25 protein-coding genes and 1 tRNA gene are annotated in these 24,077 nt (G+C 69.8%); 18 read left to right on the top strand and 8 right to left on the bottom strand.

Annotated features, from left to right (window positions below):
• The first annotated feature begins 209 nt into the window (after nt 1-209).
• From LC438_RS18760 to LC438_RS06860, 3 genes are read left to right on the top strand one after another with little or no spacing between them, the layout of a single operon-like run.
• On the top strand, nt 210-1,811 hold the full coding sequence (locus tag LC438_RS18760; RefSeq protein WP_308116176.1) for an ABC transporter ATP-binding protein: 1,602 nt from the start codon (nt 210-212) through the stop codon (nt 1,809-1,811).
• Nucleotides 1,787-3,352 (top strand): hypothetical protein, encoded by a 1,566-nt coding sequence (locus tag LC438_RS06855; RefSeq protein WP_105675293.1) that lies wholly within the window; start codon nt 1,787-1,789, stop codon nt 3,350-3,352. The genes LC438_RS18760 and LC438_RS06855 overlap by 25 nt, the downstream gene beginning before the upstream one ends.
• A 40-nt stretch (nt 3,353-3,392) precedes the next feature.
• Complete coding sequence (locus tag LC438_RS06860; protein ID WP_028503536.1) at nt 3,393-3,659, top strand: DUF3039 domain-containing protein; 267 nt, start codon at nt 3,393-3,395, stop codon at nt 3,657-3,659.
• Nucleotides 3,660-3,665: 6 nt separating this feature from the next.
• On the opposite strand, the gene LC438_RS06865 is transcribed toward LC438_RS06860, so the two are convergent.
• Entirely contained in the window at nt 3,666-4,991 is a 1,326-nt protein-coding gene (locus tag LC438_RS06865; protein WP_223586172.1) for a nicotinate phosphoribosyltransferase, read from the bottom strand.
• 63 nt (nt 4,992-5,054) lie between these two features.
• Here LC438_RS06865 and murI point away from each other — a divergent pair, with 63 nt between their 5' ends.
• The 4 genes from murI (at nt 5,055) to LC438_RS06885 (ending at nt 8,258) form a co-directional block, all read left to right on the top strand.
• The gene (gene murI, locus LC438_RS06870) at nt 5,055-5,891 is read left to right on the top strand and encodes a glutamate racemase (protein WP_105675289.1); all 837 of its coding nucleotides are present in this window, start codon (nt 5,055-5,057) and stop codon (nt 5,889-5,891) included.
• A 30-nt stretch (nt 5,892-5,921) separates the two neighbouring features.
• Nucleotides 5,922-6,656 (top strand): ribonuclease PH, encoded by a 735-nt coding sequence (rph, locus tag LC438_RS06875; RefSeq protein WP_223586173.1) that lies wholly within the window; start codon nt 5,922-5,924, stop codon nt 6,654-6,656.
• Nucleotides 6,656-7,249 carry an RdgB/HAM1 family non-canonical purine NTP pyrophosphatase gene (gene rdgB, locus LC438_RS06880; protein WP_223586174.1) on the top strand — a complete coding sequence of 198 codons (594 nt, stop codon included), beginning with the start codon at nt 6,656-6,658 and terminating at the stop codon, nt 7,247-7,249. The genes rph and rdgB overlap by 1 nt, the downstream gene beginning before the upstream one ends.
• Before the next feature lie 88 nt (nt 7,250-7,337).
• Nucleotides 7,338-8,258, top strand: a complete 921-nt coding sequence (locus tag LC438_RS06885) for a cation diffusion facilitator family transporter (protein ID WP_223586175.1) — start codon at nt 7,338-7,340, stop codon at nt 8,256-8,258.
• Here the strand turns inward: LC438_RS06885 and LC438_RS06890 are convergent.
• Nucleotides 8,255-8,611, bottom strand: coding sequence for a DUF805 domain-containing protein (locus tag LC438_RS06890; protein WP_223586176.1), 357 nt, complete (start codon nt 8,609-8,611; stop codon nt 8,255-8,257). The genes LC438_RS06885 and LC438_RS06890 overlap by 4 nt on opposite strands.
• 60 nt (nt 8,612-8,671) lie before the next feature.
• The gene (gene ligD / locus LC438_RS06895; RefSeq protein WP_223586177.1) at nt 8,672-10,621 is read right to left on the bottom strand and encodes a non-homologous end-joining DNA ligase; all 1,950 of its coding nucleotides are present in this window, start codon (nt 10,619-10,621) and stop codon (nt 8,672-8,674) included.
• 58 nt (nt 10,622-10,679) lie between these two features.
• Between ligD and LC438_RS06900 the strand changes: the two genes are divergently transcribed.
• Nucleotides 10,680-11,489 carry a Ku protein gene (locus LC438_RS06900; protein WP_105675393.1) on the top strand — a complete coding sequence of 270 codons (810 nt, stop codon included), beginning with the start codon at nt 10,680-10,682 and terminating at the stop codon, nt 11,487-11,489.
• Nucleotides 11,490-11,495: 6 nt separating this feature from the next.
• On the opposite strand, the gene LC438_RS06905 is transcribed toward LC438_RS06900, so the two are convergent.
• Together LC438_RS06905 and LC438_RS06910 are read right to left on the bottom strand one after the other, a co-directional pair.
• On the bottom strand, nt 11,496-12,242 hold the full coding sequence (locus tag LC438_RS06905; RefSeq protein WP_223586178.1) for a DedA family protein: 747 nt from the start codon (nt 12,240-12,242) through the stop codon (nt 11,496-11,498).
• 66 nt (nt 12,243-12,308) lie between these two features.
• A tRNA-Leu gene (locus tag LC438_RS06910) sits at nt 12,309-12,390 on the bottom strand.
• Nucleotides 12,391-12,501: 111 nt separating this feature from the next.
• Between LC438_RS06910 and LC438_RS06915 the strand changes: the two genes are divergently transcribed.
• From LC438_RS06915 to LC438_RS06945, 7 genes are read left to right on the top strand one after another with little or no spacing between them, the layout of a single operon-like run.
• The gene (locus LC438_RS06915) at nt 12,502-13,695 is read left to right on the top strand and encodes a CpaF family protein (RefSeq protein ID WP_374197868.1); all 1,194 of its coding nucleotides are present in this window, start codon (nt 12,502-12,504) and stop codon (nt 13,693-13,695) included.
• Entirely contained in the window at nt 13,692-14,549 is an 858-nt protein-coding gene (locus LC438_RS06920) for a type II secretion system F family protein (protein WP_105675275.1), read from the top strand. Before LC438_RS06915 ends, LC438_RS06920 begins: the two co-directional genes overlap by 4 nt.
• Nucleotides 14,546-15,484 carry a type II secretion system F family protein gene (locus tag LC438_RS06925; RefSeq protein ID WP_105675273.1) on the top strand — a complete coding sequence of 313 codons (939 nt, stop codon included), beginning with the start codon at nt 14,546-14,548 and terminating at the stop codon, nt 15,482-15,484. Before LC438_RS06920 ends, LC438_RS06925 begins: the two co-directional genes overlap by 4 nt.
• Before the next feature lie 21 nt (nt 15,485-15,505).
• A complete protein-coding gene (locus tag LC438_RS06930; RefSeq protein WP_223586179.1) occupies nt 15,506-15,703 on the top strand; it encodes a hypothetical protein in 198 nt (65 codons plus the stop codon).
• A gap of 1 nt (nt 15,704) precedes the next feature.
• The gene (locus tag LC438_RS06935) at nt 15,705-16,094 is read left to right on the top strand and encodes a TadE/TadG family type IV pilus assembly protein (RefSeq protein ID WP_223586180.1); all 390 of its coding nucleotides are present in this window, start codon (nt 15,705-15,707) and stop codon (nt 16,092-16,094) included.
• Nucleotides 16,084-16,518, top strand: a complete 435-nt coding sequence (locus LC438_RS06940) for a TadE family protein (RefSeq protein WP_223586181.1) — start codon at nt 16,084-16,086, stop codon at nt 16,516-16,518. The genes LC438_RS06935 and LC438_RS06940 overlap by 11 nt, the downstream gene beginning before the upstream one ends.
• Nucleotides 16,518-16,937 (top strand): pilus assembly protein TadG-related protein, encoded by a 420-nt coding sequence (locus tag LC438_RS06945; protein WP_105672432.1) that lies wholly within the window; start codon nt 16,518-16,520, stop codon nt 16,935-16,937. The genes LC438_RS06940 and LC438_RS06945 overlap by 1 nt, the downstream gene beginning before the upstream one ends.
• A 20-nt stretch (nt 16,938-16,957) precedes the next feature.
• Here LC438_RS06945 and LC438_RS06950 read toward each other — a convergent pair whose 3' ends face one another.
• Nucleotides 16,958-18,220 (bottom strand): MFS transporter, encoded by a 1,263-nt coding sequence (locus LC438_RS06950; RefSeq protein WP_105672411.1) that lies wholly within the window; start codon nt 18,218-18,220, stop codon nt 16,958-16,960.
• Nucleotides 18,221-18,258: 38 nt separating this feature from the next.
• Between LC438_RS06950 and prfB the strand changes: the two genes are divergently transcribed.
• Nucleotides 18,259-19,368, top strand: coding sequence for a peptide chain release factor 2 (prfB, locus tag LC438_RS06955; protein ID WP_105672410.1), 1,110 nt, complete (start codon nt 18,259-18,261; stop codon nt 19,366-19,368).
• A 6-nt stretch (nt 19,369-19,374) separates the two neighbouring features.
• Here prfB and LC438_RS06960 read toward each other — a convergent pair whose 3' ends face one another.
• Nucleotides 19,375-20,436, bottom strand: a complete 1,062-nt coding sequence (locus LC438_RS06960) for a DUF2510 domain-containing protein (protein WP_223586182.1) — start codon at nt 20,434-20,436, stop codon at nt 19,375-19,377.
• A gap of 19 nt (nt 20,437-20,455) precedes the next feature.
• On the bottom strand, nt 20,456-21,946 hold the full coding sequence (locus LC438_RS06965; RefSeq protein ID WP_223586183.1) for a DUF2510 domain-containing protein: 1,491 nt from the start codon (nt 21,944-21,946) through the stop codon (nt 20,456-20,458).
• Nucleotides 21,947-22,085: 139 nt separating this feature from the next.
• Between LC438_RS06965 and ftsE the strand changes: the two genes are divergently transcribed.
• Both ftsE and ftsX read left to right on the top strand, forming a co-directional pair.
• Entirely contained in the window at nt 22,086-23,153 is a 1,068-nt protein-coding gene (gene ftsE, locus LC438_RS06970; RefSeq protein WP_105672408.1) for a cell division ATP-binding protein FtsE, read from the top strand.
• Complete coding sequence (gene ftsX, locus LC438_RS06975) at nt 23,150-24,067, top strand: permease-like cell division protein FtsX (RefSeq protein WP_223586184.1); 918 nt, start codon at nt 23,150-23,152, stop codon at nt 24,065-24,067. The genes ftsE and ftsX overlap by 4 nt, the downstream gene beginning before the upstream one ends.
• The last annotated feature ends 10 nt before the right edge of the window (nt 24,068-24,077 follow it).

Raw genomic sequence — 24,077 nt, forward strand, 5'->3', positions numbered from 1 at the left:
CCAGACACTTCTTCGTGCCGAGTTCATGGTAGCGATTCGGGCTGAGAAGGCCCGGGGCTTTGGGGCCCCGTTGCCATTTCGTGATCGAGTACACACGGAACACTCAGATTCGAGCGACATCCGTCAGGACTCAGGATATACGGCTGATTCGGAGGGCGAAATGTTGCGTCGGACCGGATATGGCGGGACCCCGTTGATACCCTCGAACAGTGACTGCTTCCCCCGACGACCGCACCGAAGAGGTGGGCGACGCCGCGAGCACGCCTGCGAAGAAGACACCGGCGCGAAAGGCGCCGGCGAAGAAGCCTCCGGTGAAGCGCGCTCCCGCGAAGTCAGCGGCCTCGAAGGCCGCCACCACCGTCGAGGCGATCGCCGAGCCGGCTCGCACGGAGGACGCGGAGACGCCGCGCACGCCGAAGAGGACGACCGCGGCCGCGGCGCGCACCGCTGCCGCGAAGAACTCGGCCGCGCGAGCGACCGCTCCGCGTGGCACCTCGTCGACGGCTCGAGCCGCGGCCGCGAAGGCCGGAACCGCCGCGGCGAAGAGCCCGGCTCCCCGGACCACGCCCGCGAAGACCGCAGCGGCGAAGGCCGCAGCCGAACGCACGGCGGCGGCGAAGACCTCCGCGCGCACGGCCACGGCGAAGACCAACTCCGCCAGGACCGCAGCTGCCAAGACCGCAGCTGCGAAGCGCGCCGAGGCGAAGGCCGCCGAGGAGGCGAAGGCTGCCGAGGAGGCGAAGGCTGCCGAGGAAGCGAAGGCCGCTGAGGCTCCCGTCGCGGTGGAGTCGACGTCGGACCTGATCGAGGAGATCGTCGTCGAAGAGCACGAACCTGTCGAGCACGCATCGGCGCCGGGGGAGTCTCCGACGCAGGAGGACCTCCCTGTGGCCGAGCACGTTCCGGCCGACGAGGTCGTGATCGAGGAGGTGGACAGCCCCGAGACGGACAGCCCCGAGGTGGACAGCGTCGAGGAGATCACCCCAGGTGCGGCGGCATCCGATCCTGCCGAGACCTCCGAGCCTGCGCGCGACATGCCCGCGGATTCCGGGACCGAGGCGATCCGCATCCGCGGCCTCGTGAAGAGCTTCGGCGACCACACCGCGGTCAACGGCATCGACCTCACCGTCCCGGCCGGATCCTTCTACGGCATCGTCGGACCGAACGGCGCGGGCAAGACGACCACGCTGTCGATCGTCGCCGGGCTGCTCAGGTCCGATGCCGGCAGCGTGGTGATCTGCGGCATCGACCAGGCCGCCCAGCCCCTCGCCGCCAAGCGGGTGATGGGCGTGCTTCCCGACCGGCTCCGCACGTTCGACCGGCTCACCGGTCGTCAGCTCCTCTTCTACTACGGGCTGCTCCGGGGGCTCGCCTCCGACGTCATCGAGAAGCGCGTCGGAGATCTCGCCAGGGCGTTCGATCTCGGCGACGCGCTCGGCCGTGTCGTCTCCGACTACTCAGCGGGCATGACGAAGAAGATCATGCTCGCCGGCGCGATGATCCACTCACCGCGGGTCCTCGTCCTCGACGAGCCCTTCGAGGCCGTCGACCCTGTCTCTTCCGCTGTCATCCTCGACATCCTGCGGGCCTACGTGTCGCACGGCGGAACCGTCATCCTCTCCAGCCACGGCATGGACCTCGTGGAGCGCGTCTGCTCGCGGGTCGCGATCATCGTCGGCGGCGACGTGCTCGCCGAGGGGACGATCGAGGACGTGCGCGCCGGACAGACGCTGGAAGCGCGGTTCGTCGAGCTCTCCGGCGGTATCGGCGAAGTGGAGGGGCTCGAGTGGCTGCACACGTTCTCCGACTGAGGGCTGCGCTCCTGATCGGGGCGCTGCGCGGCGAACGACGGGGACGCACCCTCGTCATGCTCGTCGTCGTCGTGGCGATCACGGCGGTCGTCTGCGCCGCGGTCCTGAGCCTCGACGACGTGCCTGTCGCCGTCGCGCGCACCGTGATCGTGCTCGGCAGCGCCGCGATCCTCCTGGGCTTCCTGGTCGGTCCGATCCTCGTCGGAGCCGTCGACCAGCTCGATCCCCGTCGGTTCGCCGTGTTCGGCGTCGATGAGAAGCAGATGCCGTGGATACTGGTGCTGGCCGCCTTCGTCAGCGTGCCGAGTGTCGCTCTCCTCGCGGTGAACGTCTGCGTGTGCGTCGTCGCGGTGCAGCTCGGCGCCCCCTGGCCCGCCGCCGTCCTGATGACCCTGCTCGGGGTGCTGACCACGCTGCTGGCCTCGCGCATCGGCATGGCCGTGAACGCGCTGGTGCTCCCGGAGCGGCGCTCCCGCGAGCTCACGGCGCTGTTCGCCCTCGCCCTCGTCGTCATCGCGTTCCCCGTCGCCGTCTTCCTCGCCTCCCTTCGCTGGGACGGGCATGTGCCGGGCGCCGTGGCGTCGATCACCGACACCGTCGGCCTCACACCGCTCGCAGCGAGCCCCGGCTTCCTCTTCGCCGTGGCCGTCGACGACACGGCAGGATCCTGGGTCGCCGGCATCATCGCCGTGCTCACGGCCGCGGTGCTCTGGGTCGTCTGGAGTTGGCTGGTCAGACGGCTGCTCACCACGACCGAACGGCCGGTGACCTCTCGGGAGCGCACCGGACTCGGCTGGTTCGGTCTCCTGCCCTCCAACGCGTTCGGCGCGATCGCGGCCCGCAGCCTGGTCTACTGGCTCCGCGATCGCCGCTACATCATGAACCTCATCGTGGTGCCCGTCGCCGGCGTCCTCACGGTGTTCCCGCTGCTGGTCGCGGGCGTCCCGCTCGAGATCGCCGCGCTCGTCCCCGTGCCGGTGATGGCCCTGTTCTTCGGCTGGCTCCCGCACAACGACGTCGCCTACGACTCGACCGCCCTGTGGACGCACATCGCGAGCGGGGTTCGCGGCATCCCGGATCGGCTGGGGCGCCTTGTGCCCGTCGTGCTCGTCGCCGTGCCCGTGCTCGCGATCGCGGTGCCGCTGACGCTGCTCTGGATCTCCGACTGGCGGCTGCTCCTGCCCCTGACGGGCCTCGCCGCGAGCCTGCTCTTCTCGGCGCTCGGCATCTCCAGCATCGTCTCCGTCGTCGCGCCCTACGCGGTGTCGCGCCCCGGCGACAGCCCGTTCCAGCAGCCGCAGCGGCCGACCTCGCGCGGAGCGTTCGGTCCGGCGGCCGCGTTCCTCGGCGCCATCGTCCTGAGCATCCCGACGATCTGGCTGTTCGTGCTCACGATCGTCGAGGGCTCGGAGTTCGCCCCCGCCACGCTGTGGGCAGGGATCGCGACAGGCGCCGGTGCGCTGGTGATCGGGGTCGCCGTCGGCGGTCGCGTGTTCGAGCGCGGAGGCGAACGTCTCATGGAGTTCGTCGAGACCGCGTGAGACCCGCCCGCTGAGCTCCTCGCGCGACTAGACTCGCGGGATGAGTACTCCGCTGGACAGCCCCGATCAGGGCGGCGTGGCAACGCTTGATCGCGAACTGGAAGAGCTCCTCCGAGAGGAGAACCTCGAACCGGGCGACCACGAGCGTTTCTCGCATTACGTGAAGAAGGACAAGATCCTCGAGTCCGCGATCACCGGCAAGCCGGTGCGCGCGCTGTGCGGCAAGAAGTGGACGCCGGGTCGCGACCCGGAGAAGTTCCCGATCTGCCCCACCTGCAAGGAGATCTACGAGTCGATGGTCGGCTGACCGACGTCAGTCGGCGTCGACGAACACCGTCGGGATCGCCGGGTCGGACTTGCTGAGCGCGAGGGCGCGAACGGGCAGTTCCTCGCGCACTCGAAGATGGTGCGCGCGAGCGGATGCCGTGCCTTCGACGCCCTCGTAAGAGGTGTCGATGTCTCCCGCTTCGACGAATGTCACCTGCAGCGGGCGGCCCTGCGGATGCTCCGACGGGGTGTCGAGCTTCTCGAAACCGTCGGAGACGACCACGGTCTCCTCCGACGCCACGCCGTCGGTCAGCGTGCGGAACGCCGCCTTCCTGCCTCCGTGTGACGCCTTGTCGGCCGAGGCCTTGGCGACGCCGATCCAGGCGCCGTCGGAGTCCTGCCGGGCGACGAGCTTGTAGACCATGCTCGCCGTCGGGTAGCCGGAGCCGGTGACGACGGAGGTTCCCACGCCGTAGGCATCGACGGGTGAGGCGGCGAGTGCCGCGATCGCGTACTCGTCGAGGTCGCTGGTGACGGTGATCCTGGTGCCCGTGGCTCCGAGCTCGTCGAGCTGCGCCCTGACCTCCGCCGCGACGATCGGCAGGTCGCCGGAGTCGATGCGCACTCCGCCGAGTCCGGTGCCGGCGACGCGGATCGCGGTCTCGACGCCGGTGCGGATGTCGTAGGTGTCGACGAGCAGCGTGGTGCCGGTGCCGAGGCTGTCGATCTGCGCGCGGAAGGCGTCCTCCTCGCTGTCGTGCAGAAGCGTCCAGGAGTGGGCGGCCGTGCCCATGGTGGGCAGGCCCCATCGGCGACCGGCCTCGAGGTTGCTCGTGGCGCCGAAGCCGGCGATGTACGCGGCACGGGCGGCGGCCACGGCGGAGTGCTCGGCGGCCCGTCGCGATCCCATCTCCGCCAGCGGGCGCTCGCCCGCGGCGATGCTCATGCGCGATGCCGCGGTCGCGACGGCGGAGTCGTGGTTGAGGACGCTGAGGGCCAGAGTCTCCAGCACGACGGCGTCCGCGAAGGTCCCCTCCACCGTGAGGATGGGGGAGCCGGGGAAGTACAGCTCGCCCTCGCGGTAGCCGCGGATCGATCCGGTGAAGCGGTAGTTCTCGAGGTAGGTCAGCGAGTCGGCATCGACCACGTCGTTGTCGCGCAGGAATCGCAGCTCGTCGTCGCCGAAGCGGAAGTCCCGAAGGAGGGTCAGCAGGCGCCCTGTACCGGCGACCACGCCGAACCGGCGTCCACCGGACAGGCGGCGCGAGAACAGCTCGAACACGCTCGGGCGCGACGCGGTGCCGTCACGGAGCGCGGCGGCGAGCATGGTCAGTTCGTAGCGGTCGGTCAGAAGCGCCGTCGACGTCGTCATGGGCTTCAGCTTAGTGAGCGCGGCGGAGAGCGCGTCGTGTGCGCGCGGGTAGGCTGGGGAGTCATGAATGACGCCCCGATCGGAATCTTCGACTCCGGTGTCGGCGGGCTCACGGTGGCGAGGGCCATCAGGGCCCAGCTGCCCCGTGAATCGTTCGTGTACATCGGCGACACGGCGCACTCGCCGTACGGTCCCAAGCCGATCGCAGACGTGCGACGCTACTCGCTCGAGGTCCTCGACACCCTGGTCGACCAGGGCGTGAAGATGCTGGTGATCGCGTGCAACACCGCGTCTGCCGCGATGCTCCGCGACGCCAGAGAGCGCTACGACGTCCCCGTGGTCGAGGTGATCGGACCGGCCGTGCGCCGCGCCGTCTCGACCACGCGCAACGGACGCGTCGGCGTGATCGGCACGGTCGGGACGATCGGCTCCCGCGCCTACCAGGACATGCTCGAGGTGAACGAGACGCTCGAGGTCTTCACGGCCGCGTGCCCGCGGTTCGTCGAGTTCGTGGAGGCCGGCATCACCGGCACCCCCGAGGTCCTCGCGGTGGCGGAGGAGTACCTGGCTCCGCTGAGGGATGCCGGCGTCGACACGCTCGTCCTCGGCTGCACCCACTACCCCTTCCTGCGCGGAGCGATCAGTTACGTGATGGGGGAGGGCGTGACGCTCGTGTCGAGCGATGACGAGACCGCCGGAGACGTCTATCGCCAGCTCGTGCGCGGTGACCTGCTCGCACCGCCGGACGCCACGGCGACCTACGTCTACGAGGCCACCGGAGACTCGACGGTCGAGTTCACCGCACTCGCGAACCGGTTGATGGGTCGCGAGGTCCGCGACGTCCAGCTCGTGCAGACCGGGGTCATCGACCTTCCGGCGTCCGTCATCGAATCGCTCTGAACCACCGAATCCCCTGACCGAAGGAAGTCCATGTCATCCATCGTCCGCGCCGACGGCCGCTCCACCGACCAGCTCCGCGAGATCACCATCGAACGGGGTTGGAGCGCTCAGGCCGAGGGCTCTGCCCTGATCAGCTTCGGCGGGACCAAGGTGCTGTGCACCGCATCCTTCACGAACGGCGTGCCCCGCTGGCTCACCGGCAAGGGCAAGGGCTGGGTCACCGCCGAGTACGCCATGCTCCCGCGGGCGACGAACAGCCGCAACGACCGCGAGAGCGTGAAGGGTCGCATCGGCGGCCGCACCCACGAGATCTCCCGTCTGATCGGCCGGGCGCTGCGCGCCGTCGTCGACACCAAGGCCCTGGGCGAGAACACGATCGTGATCGACTGCGACGTGCTGCAGGCTGACGGCGGCACCCGCACCGCCGCGATCACCGGCGCCTACGTCGCGCTGGCCGATGCGATCGAGTGGGGCCGGGAGAAGAAGTTCATCGGCCGGAACTCCACGCCGCTGCTCGACTCCGTCGCCGCGGTGTCCGTCGGCATCATCGACGGAGAGCCCATGCTCGATCTGGCATACGTCGAGGACGTGCGCGCCGAGACCGACATGAACATCGTCGTCACCGGTCGAGGCCTGTTCGTCGAGGTGCAGGGCACCGCCGAGGGCGCGCCCTTCGACAAGCGCGAGCTCGACGCCCTTCTCGACCTGGGCGTCGCGGGCTGCTCCGACCTCAAGGAGCTTCAGCTGAAGGCGCTCGCGGGCTGATGCAGATCGTCCTCGCCACGCACAACCCGCACAAGGTGGCGGAGTTCCAGCAGATCACGGCGTCGACCCGCCCCGACCTGGAGATCATCGGCTACGACGGCCCTGAGCCGGTCGAGGACGGCGTGACGTTCGCCGAGAACGCGCTGCTGAAGGCGCGCGCGGCTGCTGCGCACACCGGGCTCGCGGCGCTGGCCGACGACTCCGGCATCTGCGTCGACGTGCTCGGCGGATCGCCCGGCGTGTTCTCGGCGTACTGGGCGGGGCAGAAGAAGGATGCCGTGGCGAACCTCGAGCTGCTGCTCGACCAGCTGCGCGACATCGCCGACCCGCACCGCGCGGCGCACTTCACCTCCGCGATCGCGCTGGTGACCCCGGAGGGCGCCGAGCACGTCGTAGTGGGGGAGTGGCCGGGGCGGCTCGCGCACACGGCGACCGGCGGGGGCGGCTTCGGCTACGACCCGATCTTCATCCCGGACGGTCAGCCGGCGGGCGAGGAGCGCACGGTGGGCGACTTCACCGCGGAGGAGAAGCAGGCGCAGTCGCACCGCGCCCGCGCCTTCATGGAGCTCGGACCGCTGCTCGCGCAGCTGTGACGGACGACCGGGCGAACTGAGAATCATCACCATTCCCGACTAGCCGGAACCACGTCCTCGGGGCGTGGGCCCGGTCTAGCCTGGTCGTATGCACGATCACGCACCCGCAGCAGGCGGCATCCGCTCGGCAGGCCATCGACGTCTGCTGACGATCTCGCTGTGCCTCACGGCGACGATCATGGTCGTGCAGGTCATCGGCGCCATCCTCACGGGTTCTCTCGCGCTCCTCGCCGATGCGGCGCACATGTTCACGGATGCCTCGGCGCTCCTGATCGCCCTCATCGCCGCGGCCGTCGCCGCACGCCCCGCCGACGACAGACGCACCTTCGGATATCAGCGCGCCGAGGTGTTCGGCGCCCTGATCAACGCGGTCATCCTCATCGCGCTGGCCGGATGGGTCGGCGTCGAGGCGATCGGACGACTGATCGACCCAGGGGAGGTGGAGGTCGCCGGCGGCCTGATGCTGGTCGTCGCGGCCGTCGGACTCATCGCCAACGCGATCTCGATGTGGCTCCTCAGCCGGGCGCAGCGCACCAGCATCAACGTGCGCGGGGCGTACCTCGAGGTCATGGGCGATCTGATCGGATCGGCCATGGTGATCGTCGCCGCGATCGTGATCGTCACCACCGGATGGATGCCGGCCGACGCGATCGCTTCGATGTTCATCGCCGTGATGATCATTCCGCGCGCGATCTCCCTGCTGCGCGAGGTCTTCTCCGTGCTGGCCGAGTCCGCGCCCAAGGGCACGGCGGTGAGCGAGATCCGCACGCATCTGCTCGGCTACGAGGGCGTCGTCGGCGTGCACGACGTGCACGTGTGGCAGCTCACGCGAGGTGCACCGGTCTTCACCGCGCACGTCACCGTCGCTCCGGAGATGTTCGCGGACGGCCGCTCAGCGGCCCTGCTGAACGAGATGCAGTCCTGCCTCGCCGAGCACTTCGACGTCGAGCACTCGACGTTCCAGATCGAGCCGGCCGAGCAGTCCGACTGCGAACCGCACCACGCCTAGGCGGTCACGGCGCCCGTGTCGGGGATGCCCGGCCGGGACAGCATGATCGCGAGCACGATGAGCCCCGCGATCGGCACGAGCAGCCAGAACGCGTGGCCCCAGCCTTGGCCCGTGTCGCGCAGGCGGCGCACGAGCACGGCCAGCGTCGGCAGCAGCACGGCGATGCCCCACAGGCTCGACAGGATGGCGCCGAGGCTCGAGCCGTCGCCGACCGGCAGCACCTCGAAGACGCCGAGAGCGGCGGCGACGAGGGCGGAGAAGAGGATCCACCACCAGAACTCGGGGCGGGCGGCTCTGCCGGTGAAGTCCGCGTACTTGCGCAGCACGGTCGTGATCGCTTCGCCGAATGACATGGGCGTCCTCCTCCTGGTGGTCGCGCCCATCCTAGAGCGCGCCGCCGCTCGCGCGGAGGATCACGCGTCGACGACGACCTCGGCGGGGGTCTTGTCCGGGCGCAGGCCGCGCCACCGCGCGTGGCGGAGGATGCCGTCGGGCGTCCAGTTCGCGAACTCCACCTCGCCCACGAGCTCCGGACGCACCCAGAGCGCGTCCGAGGCGTCGAGGGCTGGCACGCCGTCCAGGGGCGCAGCGTCGACGCGCAGCGGGGTGAGCTGCGCGAGCAGATCGTGCAGCATCCGCTCGGTGAATCCGGTGCCGACCCGGCCGACGTAGCGCAGCGTGATCGGATCGGGCACGGCGAGCAGAAGCGAGCCGATCGTGCCCTCCCTGTCGCCCTTGCCGGGGCGGATGCCGACGATCACCGCCTCCTGCATCCGCGTGTGCTTGAGCTTGAGCCACGACGGCGACCGCTGCCCCGGACGGTAGCGGGAGGAGGGATCTTTCACGACCACGCCCTCCAGCCCGAACTCGCGACTGGCGGCGAGGGCCGCGTCGATGTCGTCGAAGACCGGAGGGGCCTGCACCGGGGCGTCGAGATCGGCGACGACGTCCTCCAGGAGCGTGCGTCGCTGGGCGAGCGGCATCGAGGTGAGGTCGTGCCCGTCGAGGCGCAGGAGATCGAACGCGAGGAAGAGCACCGGCGTCCGCACCACCTCCCGCTCGATCTCCCGCGACCTGGTCAGGTGCATCCGATTCTGAAGCAGGGAGAAGCTGGGGCGCCCCGTGCCGTCGAAGGCGACGATCTCGCCGTCGAGCACGGCGTCGGCGACAGGCAGGAAGGGGGCTCCGTCGGCGGTGAGCTCGGGGTAGCGCGCCGTGATGTCGGTGCCGCTGCGGGCGTGCAGCAGCATCCGTCCGCCGGACCACGAGGCCACGGCGCGGATGCCGTCCCACTTCACCTCCACCCACGGCTGCGGGCTCAGCCCCCTCGCGATGGCGGGGGTGCCGTTCTCGGCCAGCATGGGGGCGACGGGCGCCGGAGTGCCCGGCTCTGCGGGGCGCGGGATGCGCGCGTGCGCGCGGCGTGGGGTGGGGGCGGGCATCGGAGCCGATACCGCACCCGAGGGGCCCGCGCTCGCGGGGCGGAACCCGGAGAACGGGTCGAGGCCGTCTGCCGCGCGCTCCAGGACCTGGTCGAGGTCGAGCTGGGCGAGAGCCGGATCGTCGAGCTCGTCCCAGGTGCGGGGCGCCGCGACCCACGGCTGCGCCCGGCCGCGCAGCGAGTAGGGGGAGATCGTCGTCTTCTTGCCGTTGTTCTGGCTCCAGTCGAGGAACACCTTGCCGCCGCGGGCGGCCTTCGCCATGACGCTCGTCGCCAGCTCGGGGTGCTCGTTCTCGATCATCCGGGCCAGCTCCTTCACGACCTCGGAGATCTCCGCGCTCGTCTGCGCTCCGGGGAGTGCCGCATAGAGGTGGAGGCCCTTGCTGCCGCTCGTGACGGGGACGGTGTCGAGGCCCATGTCCGACAGGATGACGCGCGCGATCCGGGCGACCTCGGCGCACTGCGCGAGCTCGACGCCGGGACCGGGGTCGAGGTCGAGGACGAGGCGGTCGGGGCGGCCGGGGAGTCCGTCGGGAGCGAAGCGCCACTGCGGGACGTGCAGCTCGATCGCGGCCACCTGCGCGAGCCAGACGAGAGTCGCCACCTCATCGACGAGGGGGTACTCCTTGGGGCCGTCCGAGTGACGGATCTCCTGCCGGGGGATCCACGACGGCGCTCCCCGCTCCAGCTGTTTGGTGAAGAAGGCGTCGGCGGGCTGTGCGGCGGTGCCCACGCCCTCGACCCAGCGCTTGCGGGTGACAGGACGGCCCGCGAGCTGGGGGAGCAGGAGCGGTGCGATCCGCGTGTAGTAGGCGATGACCTCGCCCTTGGTGGTGCCCGTCTCGGGGTAGACGACCTTGTCGAGGTTGGTGACGCGCAGGCGGCGGCCGTCGACCTGCACCATCTGAGCATCCGCGACCATGACGCCAGCGTAGTCAAGGGACTGGTCGTGACGGGTGTGACTGGTGTCTACTGGTGTGATGAGGACGATCTGGAAGGGCGCACTGACCTTCGGTCTCGTGAACGTGCCGGTCAAGGTGTACTCCGCGACCGAGGACCACGATGTGCCGCTGCATCAGGTGCATGAGAAGGACGGCGGACGCATCCGCTACCAGCGGACGTGCGAGGTGTGCGGTGAGACCGTCGCGTACGCCGACATCGATCGGGCGTACGTCGACGAGGGGCAGACCGTCGTGCTCACGAAGGACGACCTCGCCGCGCTCCCCGCCGAGAAGAGCAGGGAGATCGACGTCGTCGAGTTCGTCCCCTCCGACCAGGTCGACCTGCTCACCCTCGACAAGCCGTACTACCTCGAGCCCGACTCGAAGTCGCCGAAGGCGTACGTGCTGCTGCGCAAGACGCTCGAGCAGACCGATCGCACCGCGATCGTGCGGTTCACGCTGCGGCAGAAGACCCGGCTGGCGGCGCTGCGCGTGCGCGGGAAGGTGCTGGTGCTGCAGACGCTGCTGTGGGCGGACGAGGTCAGAGAGGCCGAGTTCCCGGTCCTCGACGAGGACGTGACGATCTCGAAGAAGGAGCTGGAGCTCTCCTCGTCTCTCGTCGAGAGCTACTCGGCCGACTTCGACCCCGAGGCGTTCGTCGACGAGTACCAGAAGGAGCTGCGCACCCTCATCGACGCCAAGATCGAGGCGGGCGACACATTCGACGCAGCGGTGACGTTCGGAGAATCGGATGCTGAGGCGGCAGGCGGCGAGGTCATCGACCTGATGGAGGCGCTGCGCGCCAGCGTCGCGCGATCGAAGGAGCAGAAGGCGAAGAACGCCGGCTGAGCCGGGTCAGTTCTTGTCGTCGCCGTCCAGGTCGAGCGCGAGCGCCTCGGCCTCAGCGGCATCCGTCACGACGTCCTCCCCGGAGGCCGCGGCCTTCTTCGCCTTGTAGCGCTCGGAGAGGTAGTGCCAGAGCGTGACCAGCGCGGTGCCGCCGACGGCGGCGAGCAGGATCAGGTCGATGTAGCTCTCCACGAAGTGGGCGACCGGCGGGATGAACCCGATCAGGTAGCCGAACATCGTCAGGCCGAAGCCCCAGAGGATCGCGCCGATGAGGTTGTAGAGCGTGTACCGGCGCCACGGCATGTGCCCCACGCCCGCGGCGACAGGCGCGAACGTGCGCACGATCGGCACGAATCGGGCGAGGATGACGGTGATGCCGCCGAAGCGCTCGAAGAACGCGTTCGTGCGCTCGACGTTCTTCTTGCTGAACAGGCCCGATTCCTTGCGTTCGAAGACCGCGGGGCCACCCTTGTGTCCGATGAGGTATCCGACCTCGCCGCCGACGAAGGCGGAGAGCCCGATCAGGAGCGCGACGATCCACACGTTGATGCCGAACACGCCGTGCGGCAGCGCCGCGGAGGTGTGCGACAGGAGTCCCGAGATCACGAGGAGGGTGTCGCCGGGCAGGAGGAATCCGATGAGGAGCCCCGTCTCGGCGAACACGATGAAGCACACCACGAGGAGAGCCCAGGGGCCGGCGTTGCCGATGATGGTGGCGGGGTCGAGCCAGGGAATGAGAGCGGCGTGATGCATGGGGGTCCCGTCGGAGAAAGATGTGCGGCGGTCGAGTGTCTGATCGCACAGAGTGCGATCGAACAGTGCGGAAGGTGGGACTTGAACCCACACGCCCTAGGGCACAGGAACCTAAATCCTGCGTGTCTGCCAATTTCACCACTCCCGCGCGGTGGAATCAGTCTACTGACCGCCGTCCAGAGCGATCCTGAGCATCCGCCCGGACCCGGGCTGTGGATAACTTCCGCGGCCGTTCCGCGAATCTTGCGAGGATGCTCGGGTGCTCCCACCCTCCGTCCTCGTCGCCGAACGCCTTCGCATGCGGCTGCGCGCCGAGGGCACCGATCCGTCGATCGATCCCGATGCGGCCCGCCGCGTGGCGCTCGCCGAGGTCCGCCGCTTCAACGATGCCGCGCTGTCACGCGGCGAGGCGATGATCGACGACGAGCCGGGGTGCGTGCGAGAGGTGCTCGCCGCCGTCAGCGGCTTCGGTGCTCTGCAGCCGCTGCTCGACGATCCCGAGATCGAGGAGATCTGGTGCAACGGCCCCGAACGGATCCACGTCGCGCGCGGCGGCGTCGCCGAGCGCGTCGATCTGCGCCTGACGGAGACGGCGCTGCGCGATCTCGTGGAGCGGATGCTGCAGTCGACGGGGCGCCGGGTCGACATCGGCCAGCCGTTCGTCGACGCCTCCCTCCCCGACGGCTCGCGGCTGCACGTCGCGATCGCCGACGTGGTGCGCGGATCATGGGCACTTAACATCCGCAAGTTCCTCCCCGGTCACCGCACGCTGGAGTCGCTGACCGCGCAGGGAGCGCTTCCGGAAGGGCTCGCGACGACGCTGAGGCGGGCGATGCGCGAGGGACGCAGCGTCATCGTGTCCGGGGCGACCCACGCGGGCAAGACGACTCTCCTCGCGGCCCTGCTCGCCTCCTGCGCAGACCGGCAGCGCATCATCACCGTGGAGGAGACCTTCGAGCTCGCGGTGGACGGCCCCGATCTCGTCGCGCTGCAGGGGCGTCAGGCCAGTCTCGAAGGAACGGGCGAGATCACCCTGAGGCGACTGGTGAAGGAGGCGCTGCGGATGCGCCCCGATCGGCTCGTCGTGGGCGAAGTGCGCGACGCCGAAGCGCTCGATCTCGTCCTCGCCCTCAACACCGGCGTGCCCGGAGCGGCCACCGTGCACGCGAACTCGGCCGCCGACGCTCTCGACAAGCTGACCCTGCTGCCGCTGCTCGCCGGACGCAACATCGATCGGTCGTTCATCGCGCCGGCGCTGGCGATGGCCGTCGATCTCGTGGTCCACTGCGGTCGTGACCTCGATGGCACACGAAGGGTGCGGGAGGTGATCGCGCCGACGGGGGAGATCGTCGACGGTCGGATCGTTTCGAGGACCCTGTACGAGCATGGTGCGGACGCGACCCGGCATACCCGCACCCGCGGGGAGCTGCGACGCGTGGAGGTCGGTGCATGACCGTGCTGTTCGGGGCCGTCCTGGCCGCCGGGGTGCTGCTCTGCGCCTCGCCGTGGTTGTGGCCTCGCCGCACAGAGGCGCCCCGACCGGAAGGACGGGGGAGGCTCGCTCGCCTCGCGGGCGAAGCGGGGTTCGCGTCGCTGGGCACGCGGGCGATCGTCGCGGCGACGGTGGCCACGGCATTGACGGCGGCGTCGGTCGCCTGGCTGCTCACCGGGCTCTCCGCGCTCTCCGCTCTCGCCGGCGCGGCCGGTGCGGGAGTCCCGGTCGCGTTCCTGCGTTCGCGACGTCTTCGCCTGCGCAAAGCTCGACGGCTGCTCTGGCCCGATGTCTGTGACCTGCTGATCGGTTCGATCAGGGTGGGGCTGTCGCTGCCTGACGCCGTGGCGAACCTCGCCGAGTCGGCGCCGTCCATGCTGCGTCCGGCCTTCATCGTGTTCGAGAGGGATCTTCGCGCGACCGGGCGTTTCGAGAGCAGCCTCGACCGGCTGAAGGACTCGCTCGCCGATCCGATCGCCGACCGCATCGTCGAGACGCTGCGGATGGCGAGGCAGGTCGGAGGAACGGAGCTCACCGGCGTGCTGCGAGCTCTCTCCTCATCCGTGCGGGCGGACGCGGCCCTCCGTGGCGAGGTGGAGGCTCGTCAGTCGTGGATCCGTGGAGCCGCCGTCCTCGGCTCCGTCGCTCCGTGGATCATCCTCGGGCTTCTCGTGATGAGGCCGGAGGGCGCATCGGCGTACGGCACCCCGGAGGGCATGCTGGTGATCTGCGTCGGAGCCGCGGTGTCGGTGGCCGCCTACCGCATCATGGTCCGAATCGGACGGCTGCCGGAGCCGGGGCGGTGGTTCGGATGAGCGGGTTCTCCGCGATCGCGGTCGCGATCCTCGCCGGCGGCGGCTTCGCGATCGGAGCGCTCTGCATCCTCGCGACCCTTCCGAGATGGCGCGCGGCCTCCTTGACGGTGCGGATCGCGCCCTACGTGAGAGACGTCGTCGTCGATGACGCCCTGCCCTCCGCGGTCCTTCCGCGGGTCGGCGTGCTGCCCGCGACGCGACGCACGGCCTGGCAGTGGATGCTGGTGGCGTTCGAACGGGTTCTCGGAGGCGGGGAGTCGCTGCGCCAGCGCATCGCCCAGGCGGGCCTGAGCACGGATCCGGCGGCCTTCCGCGGTCGGCAACTGGGCTGGATGCTGGCGGGGATCGGCGCGGGTGCGATGGCGTTGATCGCGCTGGTCCTCCTCGGGCGGATGACCGTGCCCGTGGCGATGCTGCCTCTGCTCGGCGGCGGTGCTGCCGCTCTCGGATACGACATGCAGCTGACCGCGCGGGCGAAGGCCAGACGAGTGCGGCTCGCCGACGAGCTGCCGACCACGTTGGAGTTCCTCGCACTGTGCCTCTCCGCGGGGGAGGGACTGCTCGACTCGCTCCGTCGCGTCGCAGCGATCGGCTCCGGTGAGCTGACCGCCGAACTGCGACAGGTCGTACTGGTCGTGGGGACGGGTTCGCCTCTGGCCGATGCGCTCGGCGAGATGGCGTCCCGGCTCCAGCTGCCCGGGCTCACGAGAGCCGTCGACCAGGTCGTGTCCGCGTTGGAGCACGGCGCGCCCCTCACCGCGGTGCTGCACGCCCAGGCCGGCGATGCGCGCGAAGACGCGAAGCGCACGCTCATCGAGCAGGCGGGGCGCAAGGAGATCCTGATGCTCCTCCCACTGGTGTTCCTCATCCTCCCGCTGAGCGTTCTCTTCGCGATCTACCCCGGCCTCTTCATCCTCCGCCTCGGCATCGGCTGAGCGCTCCACGAAAGGACGACAATGACGACTCTTCGACGATGGTGGCGACGCCCTGGTGAGTGGGCGAACGAGGTCGCAGCTGACGAGACCGGCGACGTGCCCGGCTGGGTGCTCGTGACGCTGATGACCGCGGGATTGGTTGTTCTCATCTGGGCGGTCGCGGGACCCGCGTTGAGCGCCCTCTTCGAGCAGGCCATCCAACGGGTCTCGGGGCTCTGACATGTCCCTGCGGCGTGAGCTGGTCGACGAGCGCGGATCCAGTGCGGTGGAGTTCGTTCTGGTGGGCACACTCCTCACGGTGCTCGCGCTCGCCGTGCTGCAGCTCGCGCTCGCCGTGTACGTGCGCAATGTCGTGCACGATGCCGCGGTGGAGGGCGCATACTACGCGGCACTCGCCGACACGGAGCCCGAGGAGGGGGTGGAGCGCACTCGGATCGCCGTGAACCGCGCGGTGGGGGCGTCTTACGCGGAGGACGTGACGATCTCCATGACGGAGCAGGAGGTCACTGTGAGAGTTCGCACCACGCTCCCTGTGATCGGTCTGCTCGGCATCCCACACGCTCTGGAGGTGGAAGCGCATGCGCCGGTGGAGTCGCTGGGTGAAGAATGAAGACGGCTCGGCCGCACTCGAGTTCATCACGGTCGGGCTCATCCTGCTCGTGCCTCTCGTCTACCTGATCGCGACGCTCGGGGTCATCCAGGAGCAGACCCTCGGGGTGGAAGCGGCCGCGCGGCACACCGCTCGGCTGATCGCCCAGGCATCCGACCCTGCGAGCGCCGCAACCCGGGGCGAGCAGGTGCTCGCGGCGGTCGTCGAGGAGTACGGCCTCGACCCCGAGTCCGTCGAAGTGTCGCTCGTATGCACGCCGGTCGGCGCGGAGTGCCCAGCCGCGGGAGCCACGCTGACGGTCACGGTCCGCACCCGCATCGAGTTGCCCCTGATGCCGTCGGTGCTGGGGCTCGACGAGTCCACGGCGATCCCGGTCGAGGCCGCCTCGGTGCAGAAGATCTCCCGACTGTGGGCGGGCGGCTGATGGCCGCTCGGACGGCAGGCGACGACGAAGGGAGTGTCCTCCTGCTGGCGCTCGGTTACGCTCTCCTCGCGCTCACCCTGATCTTCGTGTGCGTCTGCGCGACCGATCTCTACGTCACCCAGAAGCGGCTCGACGCGCTCGCCGACTCCGCCGCGCTCGCCGGAGCGGACGGCTTCACGCTGACCCTCGACGGTGAGGAGGCGCGAGCCGAACTCGACGACGAGGGTGTTCGCGCGCAGGTCGACGCACTGCTCTCCGCGCTGCCGACGGATGCGCGTCTCGTGTCCGCCGGCACCCCGGACGGACTGTCCGCGCGCGTGACGGTGGAGGGGGAGTGGCATCCGCCGCTCTTCTCCCTGTTCCTGCCGGACGGCGTCCGCCTCGAGGCGACGGGCACCAGTCGCACGGCGCTGCAGTGAACGCGGTCGTGCCGGATCGATCAGGTCTCGTCGGCCGCCGTCCGCGGCACGAACATCGGGATCCAGCGGATGAAGCCCACAGCGCCCAGCAGACCGACCACTCCGATGGCGGCTGCGGCGACCGGCAGGGATGCGACCGCGATGACCCCGGAGATCATCAACGGGGCGACGGCGCCCCCGGCATCCGTCAGCGTCCGCCAGGAACCGAGGAAGGCCGCCGGTTCGCGCTTCGGAGCGACATCGGCGCCGAGCGTGAGCAGGATGCCGCTGGACAGGCCGTTGCCGACGCCGAGCATGGCCGCGAACATGCCGAACCACAGCACGGAGGCGTCCAGGTCGTGCGTGAACGAGAGGGCGAGGAACCCCGCTCCCATGAGCACCATGGCGGGCATCGCCGCCCAGAGTCGGCCGAACCGGTCCATCACCTGCCCGCTCGCGTAGAACAGGGCGAAGTCGATCGCGCCGGAGACACCCACCACGAGGGCGATCGTGGAGGCGTCGAGACCGAGGGAGAGGCCCCACAGCGGCAGGAGCACCTGGCGGGCCGAGCGCACCGCCGAGAGCGACGCGGCCGCCAGCCCGAGACGCCCGAGCACGGCACGCTGCTGCCACATCGTGCGGAAGACCCCGGCGCGCTCGATCGTCGGGATCGAACCGCTCACCACCTCGCCCGAGTCCTCGGTCAACACAGAGGAGGGCGGCACCGGGACGGTCTTCTCCGGGTCGGGGCCGAACACGACGAGCACGACCATCACCACGAGGCAGACGAGGAAGAACCAGAACGCGGCGGCCTCGGCGCCGAACAACTGCAGGAGCCCGGCGGCGACGAACGGACCGATGAAGATCCCGAGGCGGAAACTGCCGCCCAGGAGCGACAGCGCCCTGGCGCGGAAGTCCACGGGCACGCGCGTCGTCATGAAGGCGTGCCGCGCCAGCCCGAACGCCGCAGCGCAGAAGCCGAGCAGGAAGACGGATGCCGCGAGCACAGCGGGCGTCGGAGCGAACAGCATCAGCACGCCCGCCGCGATCGCCACGACGCCGCCGATCACCATCGTCATACGCTCGCCGATGCGGGCGACAGCCCATCCTGCGGGCAGATTGCCGCAGAGCTGACCGACCACCAGAGCGGACGAGATGAGCGCGGCGAGGGCGATATCGGCGCCCATCGACGCCGCGACCACGGGGATCAGCGGGATCACCGCGCCCTCGCCCAGCGAGAACAGCAGCGTCGGCAGGTACACCATGGGCCCGAACTGCCTCAGGACCACGGATGCGCTGCTCATCACTGCGACTCTACTCGGCAGGCTAGGCTGGGTGAGCCATGCTCGAACTCGATCTCTCCGCCGACATCCAGGCCCTGCGAGTCACCTACGGTGACATCCGCGAGGTCGTCGATGTCGAAGCGCTCCGCACAGACATCGCCCGCCTCAGCGAAGAGGCCGGTGCCCCCGACCTCTGGGACGACACCGAGCGGGCCCAGAAGGTGACCAGCGCGCTCAGCCACCGCCAGTCGGCCCTCGCCAGGGTCGAGGGCATCGGCAACCGCCTCGACGACCTCGAAGTGCTCGTCGGCCTCGCCAACGAGATGGACGACGAGGACTCCGCCGCCGAGGCGCGCGCCGAGCTCGCCGCGCTCACCGAGCTGATCAATCAGCTCGAGGTGCAGACGCTCATGGACGGCGAGTACGACGAGCGCAGCGCCATCATCACGATCCGCTCCGGCGCGGGCGGCGACGACGCCACCGACTTCGCCGAGATGCTCATGCGCATGTACCTGCGCTGGGCCGAGCAGCACAAGTACCCGGTCAAGGTCATGGACACCTCCTACGCGGAGGGCGCTGGCATCAAGTCGGCCACGTTCGAGATCGAGGCCCCCTATGCCTTCGGCACGCTGTCGGTCGAGGCCGGCACCCACAGGCTCGCTCGCATCAGCCCGTTCGGCTCCGCCGACAAGCGTCAGACGTCCTTCGCCGCCGTCGAGGTCATCCCGCTCATGGAGGAGGCGACCGAGGTCGACATCCCCGAGGGGGACATCCGCGTCGATGTGTTCCGGTCGTCCGGCCCCGGAGGCCAGTCGGTCAACACCACCGACTCCGCCGTGCGCCTCACGCACCTCCCGACCGGCATCGTCGTGTCGATGCAGAACGAGAAGTCGCAGATCCAGAACCGCGCCGCCGCCATGCGCGTGCTGCAGACCCGCCTCCTGCTCCTGCAGAAGGAGCAGGAAGCAGCGAAGAAGAAGGAGCTCGCCGGCAACATCACGGCGAGCTGGGGCGACCAGATGCGCTCCTACTTCCTCTACGGCCAGCAGCTCGTCAAGGACCTGCGCACCGGGCACGAGTCCGGCAACCCCGCCGCCGTGTTCGACGGCGATCTCGATGGCTTCATCTCCGCCGGCATCCGCTGGCGGAAGCGCAAAGAAGAAGACTGATCCCGCTCACTGGGCGGCGCCGGCGAGAGTGCCGGTGACGTCCTCCTCGCTGTAGACGATGCACTGGATCGCGTGGTCGTCGTCGAGCGTCCAGCTGCGCTTCGTGGGCACGTAGTAGTAGAAATCCAACACGGAGTCCGCATACGGGATGCCGACGAAGGTCTCGAACTCGGCTCTGCACCGGGTCTGGGCCTCGACGTCGACCGCCTTGTCGCCGGGGAATTCGGGCCCTTCGACGTCGAACACGAAGTAGACCTCGTCGGTGTGCGGCTGATCGCACGGGACGACGGGCACCTCGTACACCCCCTTATCCCCGTAATCGATGAGGGGGATGCAGTCTCCCACCGTCAGTTCGATCAGGCCCTTCATGACCGCGCCGTCGACGTCGGCGGGATCGACCGGGGTCGGTTCAGCGCTCGGCGCATCGGAGGGGGCAGTGCTCTCCTCGGCGACAGGACCGGAGGGGGCGGCCGATCCCGTGAACGAGATGAGGGCCACGGCCACCGCGAGGATCGCGCCGAGACCGCTGGCGCCCAGACCGAGGAAGCCCGGCCACTTGGCTCCGCGGAGCAACAGCGAGACGATCGACAGCACGAAGCCGAGGCCGAGCAGCACCCAGCCGCCGACGGCGATCGGGGGGATGCACGAGACGACGATTCCGACGACGGCGACGATGAGGCCCACCAGCCCCAGGACGGACAGCCCCTTCTTCGCGGGCGCGGGTGCGGTCGTGTACGGGGGAGCGGATCCGGAGTATCCGGGGTACACGGTCGGCTGTTCGGCGAACTGAGCGGCCGACGCCCCGGGAGCGGGCAGCTCGAATGGAGGGGCGAACGGAGCCGCGTCGCTGCTCGGCGCTGTCGCGTCGACGCTGGGCGTGGACGCGACAGCCGCGGCGGCGGGAGCCTCTGCACTCTGAGCGGCATCAACGGGGTGCGCGGAAGCCGTGGAGTCTGCCGGCGCCGGGGCCGGTGCGGGCGCCTCCACGAGGTGCTCGGTCCACTGCAGGCCGTCCCACCACCGCTGACGTCCTGACCCGTCGTCGTACCAGCCCGCCGGAATCGTCATCTGTCGCCCTCCGTCGGGATCAGCCGGCCGACGGCGTCACGGTGATGCGCGCCACGGGCTGCAGGATGCCGTCGAGCACGACGACCGTGTAGGAATCGCTCTGCGCGATGTCGAACGTCGCCGTGCCATGCGCCGTCTCCCCGGCCGCCAGCTCTGCGTTCTCGAACTGGCTGTCGGCGAAGAAGTCGTAGGTGCCCTCGGTGCCGTCGGCGGTCTCGACCGTGAAGTAGAACGGGCCGACGTACGTGGTGCCGTCGACGCCCGTCCACGTCACATCGATCGTGAGGAATCCGCCGTTGGTGGCGTCGATGCCGCTGCCGTCGGACGTGCTCCAGGTCGCCGAGCCGATGACGATGTCGCCGGTCCCGGTCGAGTGCGGGACGGTCACCGTCTCGCCCATCGCGCCCTCGACGACCGTTCCGGAGGCGGAGCCGCTGTCGCTGGAGTCCGTGCCGGAGTCCGTGCCGGTGTCGGTTCCCGAGTCGGTGCTGCTCGTCGGGAGATCGGTCGGCAGGTCTCTGATCGCGGAGCCGACGGCCGAGACGGTGAACACGATGGCCATCACCACCGCGAGGATCGTGCCCAGCACCGAGACGATGATTCCCGCGATTCCCGGCCACTTGCGTCCCTTGAGGAACACCGAGATCAGAGACACGACGAATCCGGCGAAGAGGAGGAACCAGCCGAAGATGATCGTGAACGGGATGCAGGAGAGGATCGTGCCGAGTCCGGCGATGCCGAGGCCGACGAGACCCAGGACGGAGAGCGGCACGGGGCCCGTGGGGGCGGCCGCGTAGGGGGCCTGGTAGGCGCCGGGGTAGCTGGGAGCCGCTCCAGGGTACGTCGGCGCAGCTCCGGGGTAGGTCGGCGCCGTGCCGGGGTAGGGCTGTGACGGCGCCGAGCCGGGGTATGCGCCCGGGGCGGGGTATCCCTGGGCCGGGGCTCCCGCGGCATAGGGCGGAAGCGGAGCCGTCGGCGCCGTCGCGCCCGGTGCGATGAAGGGGGTCGTCGGCTGCTCGTCCTGGGGCGCGGCCGCCGCGGGTGCGCCCGCCGCAGGGGCGGACCAGTCCGGCGCGGCAGTCACCTCAGTCTCAGCGGGCGCCGCGGTCTCTGCAGGGGCCGCAGCCTCGGGAGCGATGACCGCATCCTCGGGGGCGGCGATCGGCGTCTCGGGGGACGCGACGGCCTCGGACGCGATGACGGTGCCCTCGATGTCCGACGGCGCATCGGCAGCGGTGCTCGTCTCCGCGACGGCGGCGGTGGGGACCGCCTCGGCCGGGGCGGCGTCGACCGCTGCGGGGGCCTCGACTGCGGCATCCGTCTGCGGCGTCTGTTCGACGGGCGTCTCCGAGGAGAGCTGCGAGTCCGGGGTGCTCTCGGCCACGGGGGCGGCATCCGTCGCGGGCGCCTCGGGCTCGACGAGCGGAGCGAAGTGCTCCGTCCACTGCTCGCCGTCCCACCACCGCTGGCGTCCGGAGCCGTCGTCGTACCAGCCTGCGGGTGTGGTCATCGTGTCCCCCTCGGACCTCGGAGCCCACGCGGGCGGCGTGGATCAGCACCTTCATGTATAGCAGTGAGCGGTGACACGCTCATGGCTGCGGGGTGTCGCTCGACGGCAGACGGGAGCAGGCGCTTAGGCTCGTACCGCCATGATTCGGTTCGAGAACGTCACGAAACGCTATCGCGGGACCACCAGGCCCGCTCTGTCCGGTGTCGACTTCGAGGTCCAGCGAGGAGAGTTCGTCTTCCTCGTGGGGGCGTCGGGGTCCGGCAAGTCGTCGTGCCTGCGACTCATCCTCCGAGAGGATGTGCCGACGTCGGGCCGTGTCGCCGTGCTCGGCCGTGACCTCCGATCCCTCGCGAACCGCAAGGTCCCGTACTTCCGCCGCCACATCGGCTCGGTGTTCCAGGACTTCCGCCTGCTCCCGTCGAAGACCGTCTTCCAGAACGTCGCCTTCACGCTCCAGGTGACCGGATCCTCGCGCGGCTTCATCCAGCAGGCGGTGCCGGAGGCGCTGGCGCTCGTGGGCCTCGACGGCAAGCAGAAGCGCATGCCCCATGAGCTCTCCGGCGGCGAGCAGCAGCGCGTGGCCATCGCCCGCGCTCTCGTGAACCGCCCTCAGGTGCTGCTCGCCGACGAGCCCACCGGAAACCTCGACCCCGCGACCTCCGTCGACATCATGCAGCTGCTCGCCCGGATCAACGCCGGTGGCACGACGGTGCTCATGGCGACGCACGAGGCCGCGTTCGTCGACGCGATGCAGCGTCGCGTGATCGAGCTCCGCGACGGCGAGATGGTGCGCGACGAGGTCCACGGCGGCTACGGCGACACCTCGAACATCCCGCGTCTCGTCCCCGAGGAGGTGCGAGGAGCCGCGGCGGCCGCAGCCCTCACCGCCGTCCAGGAGGTCCAGCGGCAGACCGCCGACCTCTCGGTCGTCCGTGCGGCGCTGGCAGAGGAGCTGAGTGCTCAGCGCAAGGCGGAGGCCTCGACCCCCGATGCCGTGCCCGCGGCATCCGAGATCCCCGAAGCGCAGGCGGCCCCCATCGAGCCGCAGCAGGCACCGCAGGAGGAGAAGCCCGCAGAGGCTCCCGCCGCGGTGGGCCCCCGCACGCACCCGATCGTCCTCCCGCAGGTCGACGTCGCCGAACTCGGCGTCGCCGACAGATTGGGACTCTCCGACGACGGCGACGACGAAGTGGGGCCGACCTCATGAGAATCGGACTCATCCTCACGGAGGCCCTCGGCGGCCTTCGACGCAACATCTCGATGGTGATCTCCGTCGTGCTGGTGACCTTCGTGTCCTTGACGTTCGTCGGAGCGGCGATCCTCATGCAGGCTCAGATCGGCACCATGCGCGGCTACTGGACCGACCGCGCGCAGGTGGTGGTCTCGATGTGCTCGCCGCTGTCCGAGCCCACAAATGCCTGCGTCGGCGGCGCGGCCGACGAGGATCAGGTCGCCGCGGTCAAGGCGACCCTGGAAGGGGACGCGCTCGCACGACTCATCTCGAACGTCCGATTCGAGAACAAGGACGAGGCCTACGCGAACATCGTCGCGCAGCTCGGCGCGGACAAGGCCAGCCTGTTCACCGCCGACCAGATGTCGGAGAGCTTCTACGTCACGCTCAAGGATCCGACCCAGTCGCAGGTCCTCGTCGAGGCGTTCAGCGGCAAGGTCGGCGTCGAGCAGGTGAAGGACCAGCTGCAGTACCTCGAACCGCTGTTCTCGGCGCTCACCGTGGCGACGTACATCGCCGTCGGCATCGCCGCGCTGATGCTGATCGCCGCGATCCTCCTGATAGGCACGACCATCCGGCTGTCAGCGTACGCGCGGCGCAAGGAGATCGGCATCATGAGGCTCGTCGGAGCATCGAACCGCTTCATCCAGACCCCGTTCGTGCTCGAGGGAGTGTTCGCGGCGTTCCTGGGTTCGGTGCTCGCCAGCGCGGCGGTCGTCGCAGGGGTGCACTTCGGGGTCGAAGGATATCTGCGCGGCAGGGTGCCGTTCATCACGACCTGGGTGAGCATGCAGGATGCCGCATATGTGGTGCCCGTGCTCATCGGCATCGGCGTGCTCCTCGCGGCGCTGTCGGCCGGCTTCGCGATCCGCCGGTGGCTGCGCACCTGATAAGCTGACA

It is taken from the genome of Microbacterium sp. OVT16B (genome assembly GCF_019969705.1).
In the GTDB taxonomy this organism is placed as follows: domain Bacteria; phylum Actinomycetota; class Actinomycetes; order Actinomycetales; family Microbacteriaceae; genus Microbacterium; species Microbacterium natoriense.

Bases quoted from the DNA above. Each gene is read 5' to 3' on its own strand.
- LC438_RS06905 (WP_223586178.1), bottom strand. From the start codon at position 12,242: ATGCATCACGCCGCTCTCATTCCCTGGCTCGACCCCGCCACCATCATC.
- LC438_RS06885 (WP_223586175.1), top strand. From the start codon at position 7,338: ATGCACGATCACGCACCCGCAGCAGGCGGCATCCGCTCGGCAGGCCAT.
- LC438_RS06890 (WP_223586176.1), bottom strand. From the start codon at position 8,611: ATGTCATTCGGCGAAGCGATCACGACCGTGCTGCGCAAGTACGCGGAC.
- rph (WP_223586173.1), top strand. From the start codon at position 5,922: ATGTCATCCATCGTCCGCGCCGACGGCCGCTCCACCGACCAGCTCCGC.
- murI (WP_105675289.1), top strand. From the start codon at position 5,055: ATGAATGACGCCCCGATCGGAATCTTCGACTCCGGTGTCGGCGGGCTC.
- LC438_RS06925 (WP_105675273.1), top strand. From the start codon at position 14,546: ATGAGCGGGTTCTCCGCGATCGCGGTCGCGATCCTCGCCGGCGGCGGC.
- LC438_RS06960 (WP_223586182.1), bottom strand. From the start codon at position 20,436: ATGACGATTCCGGCGGGCTGGTACGACGACGGGTCAGGACGTCAGCGG.
- LC438_RS06865 (WP_223586172.1), bottom strand. From the start codon at position 4,991: ATGACGACGTCGACGGCGCTTCTGACCGACCGCTACGAACTGACCATG.
- ftsE (WP_105672408.1), top strand. From the start codon at position 22,086: ATGATTCGGTTCGAGAACGTCACGAAACGCTATCGCGGGACCACCAGG.
- LC438_RS06920 (WP_105675275.1), top strand. From the start codon at position 13,692: ATGACCGTGCTGTTCGGGGCCGTCCTGGCCGCCGGGGTGCTGCTCTGC.
- ligD (WP_223586177.1), bottom strand. From the start codon at position 10,621: ATGGTCGCGGATGCTCAGATGGTGCAGGTCGACGGCCGCCGCCTGCGC.
- LC438_RS06965 (WP_223586183.1), bottom strand. From the start codon at position 21,946: ATGACCACACCCGCAGGCTGGTACGACGACGGCTCCGGACGCCAGCGG.
- LC438_RS06945 (WP_105672432.1), top strand. From the start codon at position 16,518: ATGGCCGCTCGGACGGCAGGCGACGACGAAGGGAGTGTCCTCCTGCTG.
- rdgB (WP_223586174.1), top strand. From the start codon at position 6,656: ATGCAGATCGTCCTCGCCACGCACAACCCGCACAAGGTGGCGGAGTTC.
- LC438_RS06935 (WP_223586180.1), top strand. From the start codon at position 15,705: ATGTCCCTGCGGCGTGAGCTGGTCGACGAGCGCGGATCCAGTGCGGTG.
- LC438_RS06930 (WP_223586179.1), top strand. From the start codon at position 15,506: ATGACGACTCTTCGACGATGGTGGCGACGCCCTGGTGAGTGGGCGAAC.
- LC438_RS06900 (WP_105675393.1), top strand. From the start codon at position 10,680: ATGAGGACGATCTGGAAGGGCGCACTGACCTTCGGTCTCGTGAACGTG.
- LC438_RS06860 (WP_028503536.1), top strand. From the start codon at position 3,393: ATGAGTACTCCGCTGGACAGCCCCGATCAGGGCGGCGTGGCAACGCTT.
- LC438_RS06950 (WP_105672411.1), bottom strand. From the start codon at position 18,220: ATGAGCAGCGCATCCGTGGTCCTGAGGCAGTTCGGGCCCATGGTGTAC.
- prfB (WP_105672410.1), top strand. From the start codon at position 18,259: ATGCTCGAACTCGATCTCTCCGCCGACATCCAGGCCCTGCGAGTCACC.
- ftsX (WP_223586184.1), top strand. From the start codon at position 23,150: ATGAGAATCGGACTCATCCTCACGGAGGCCCTCGGCGGCCTTCGACGC.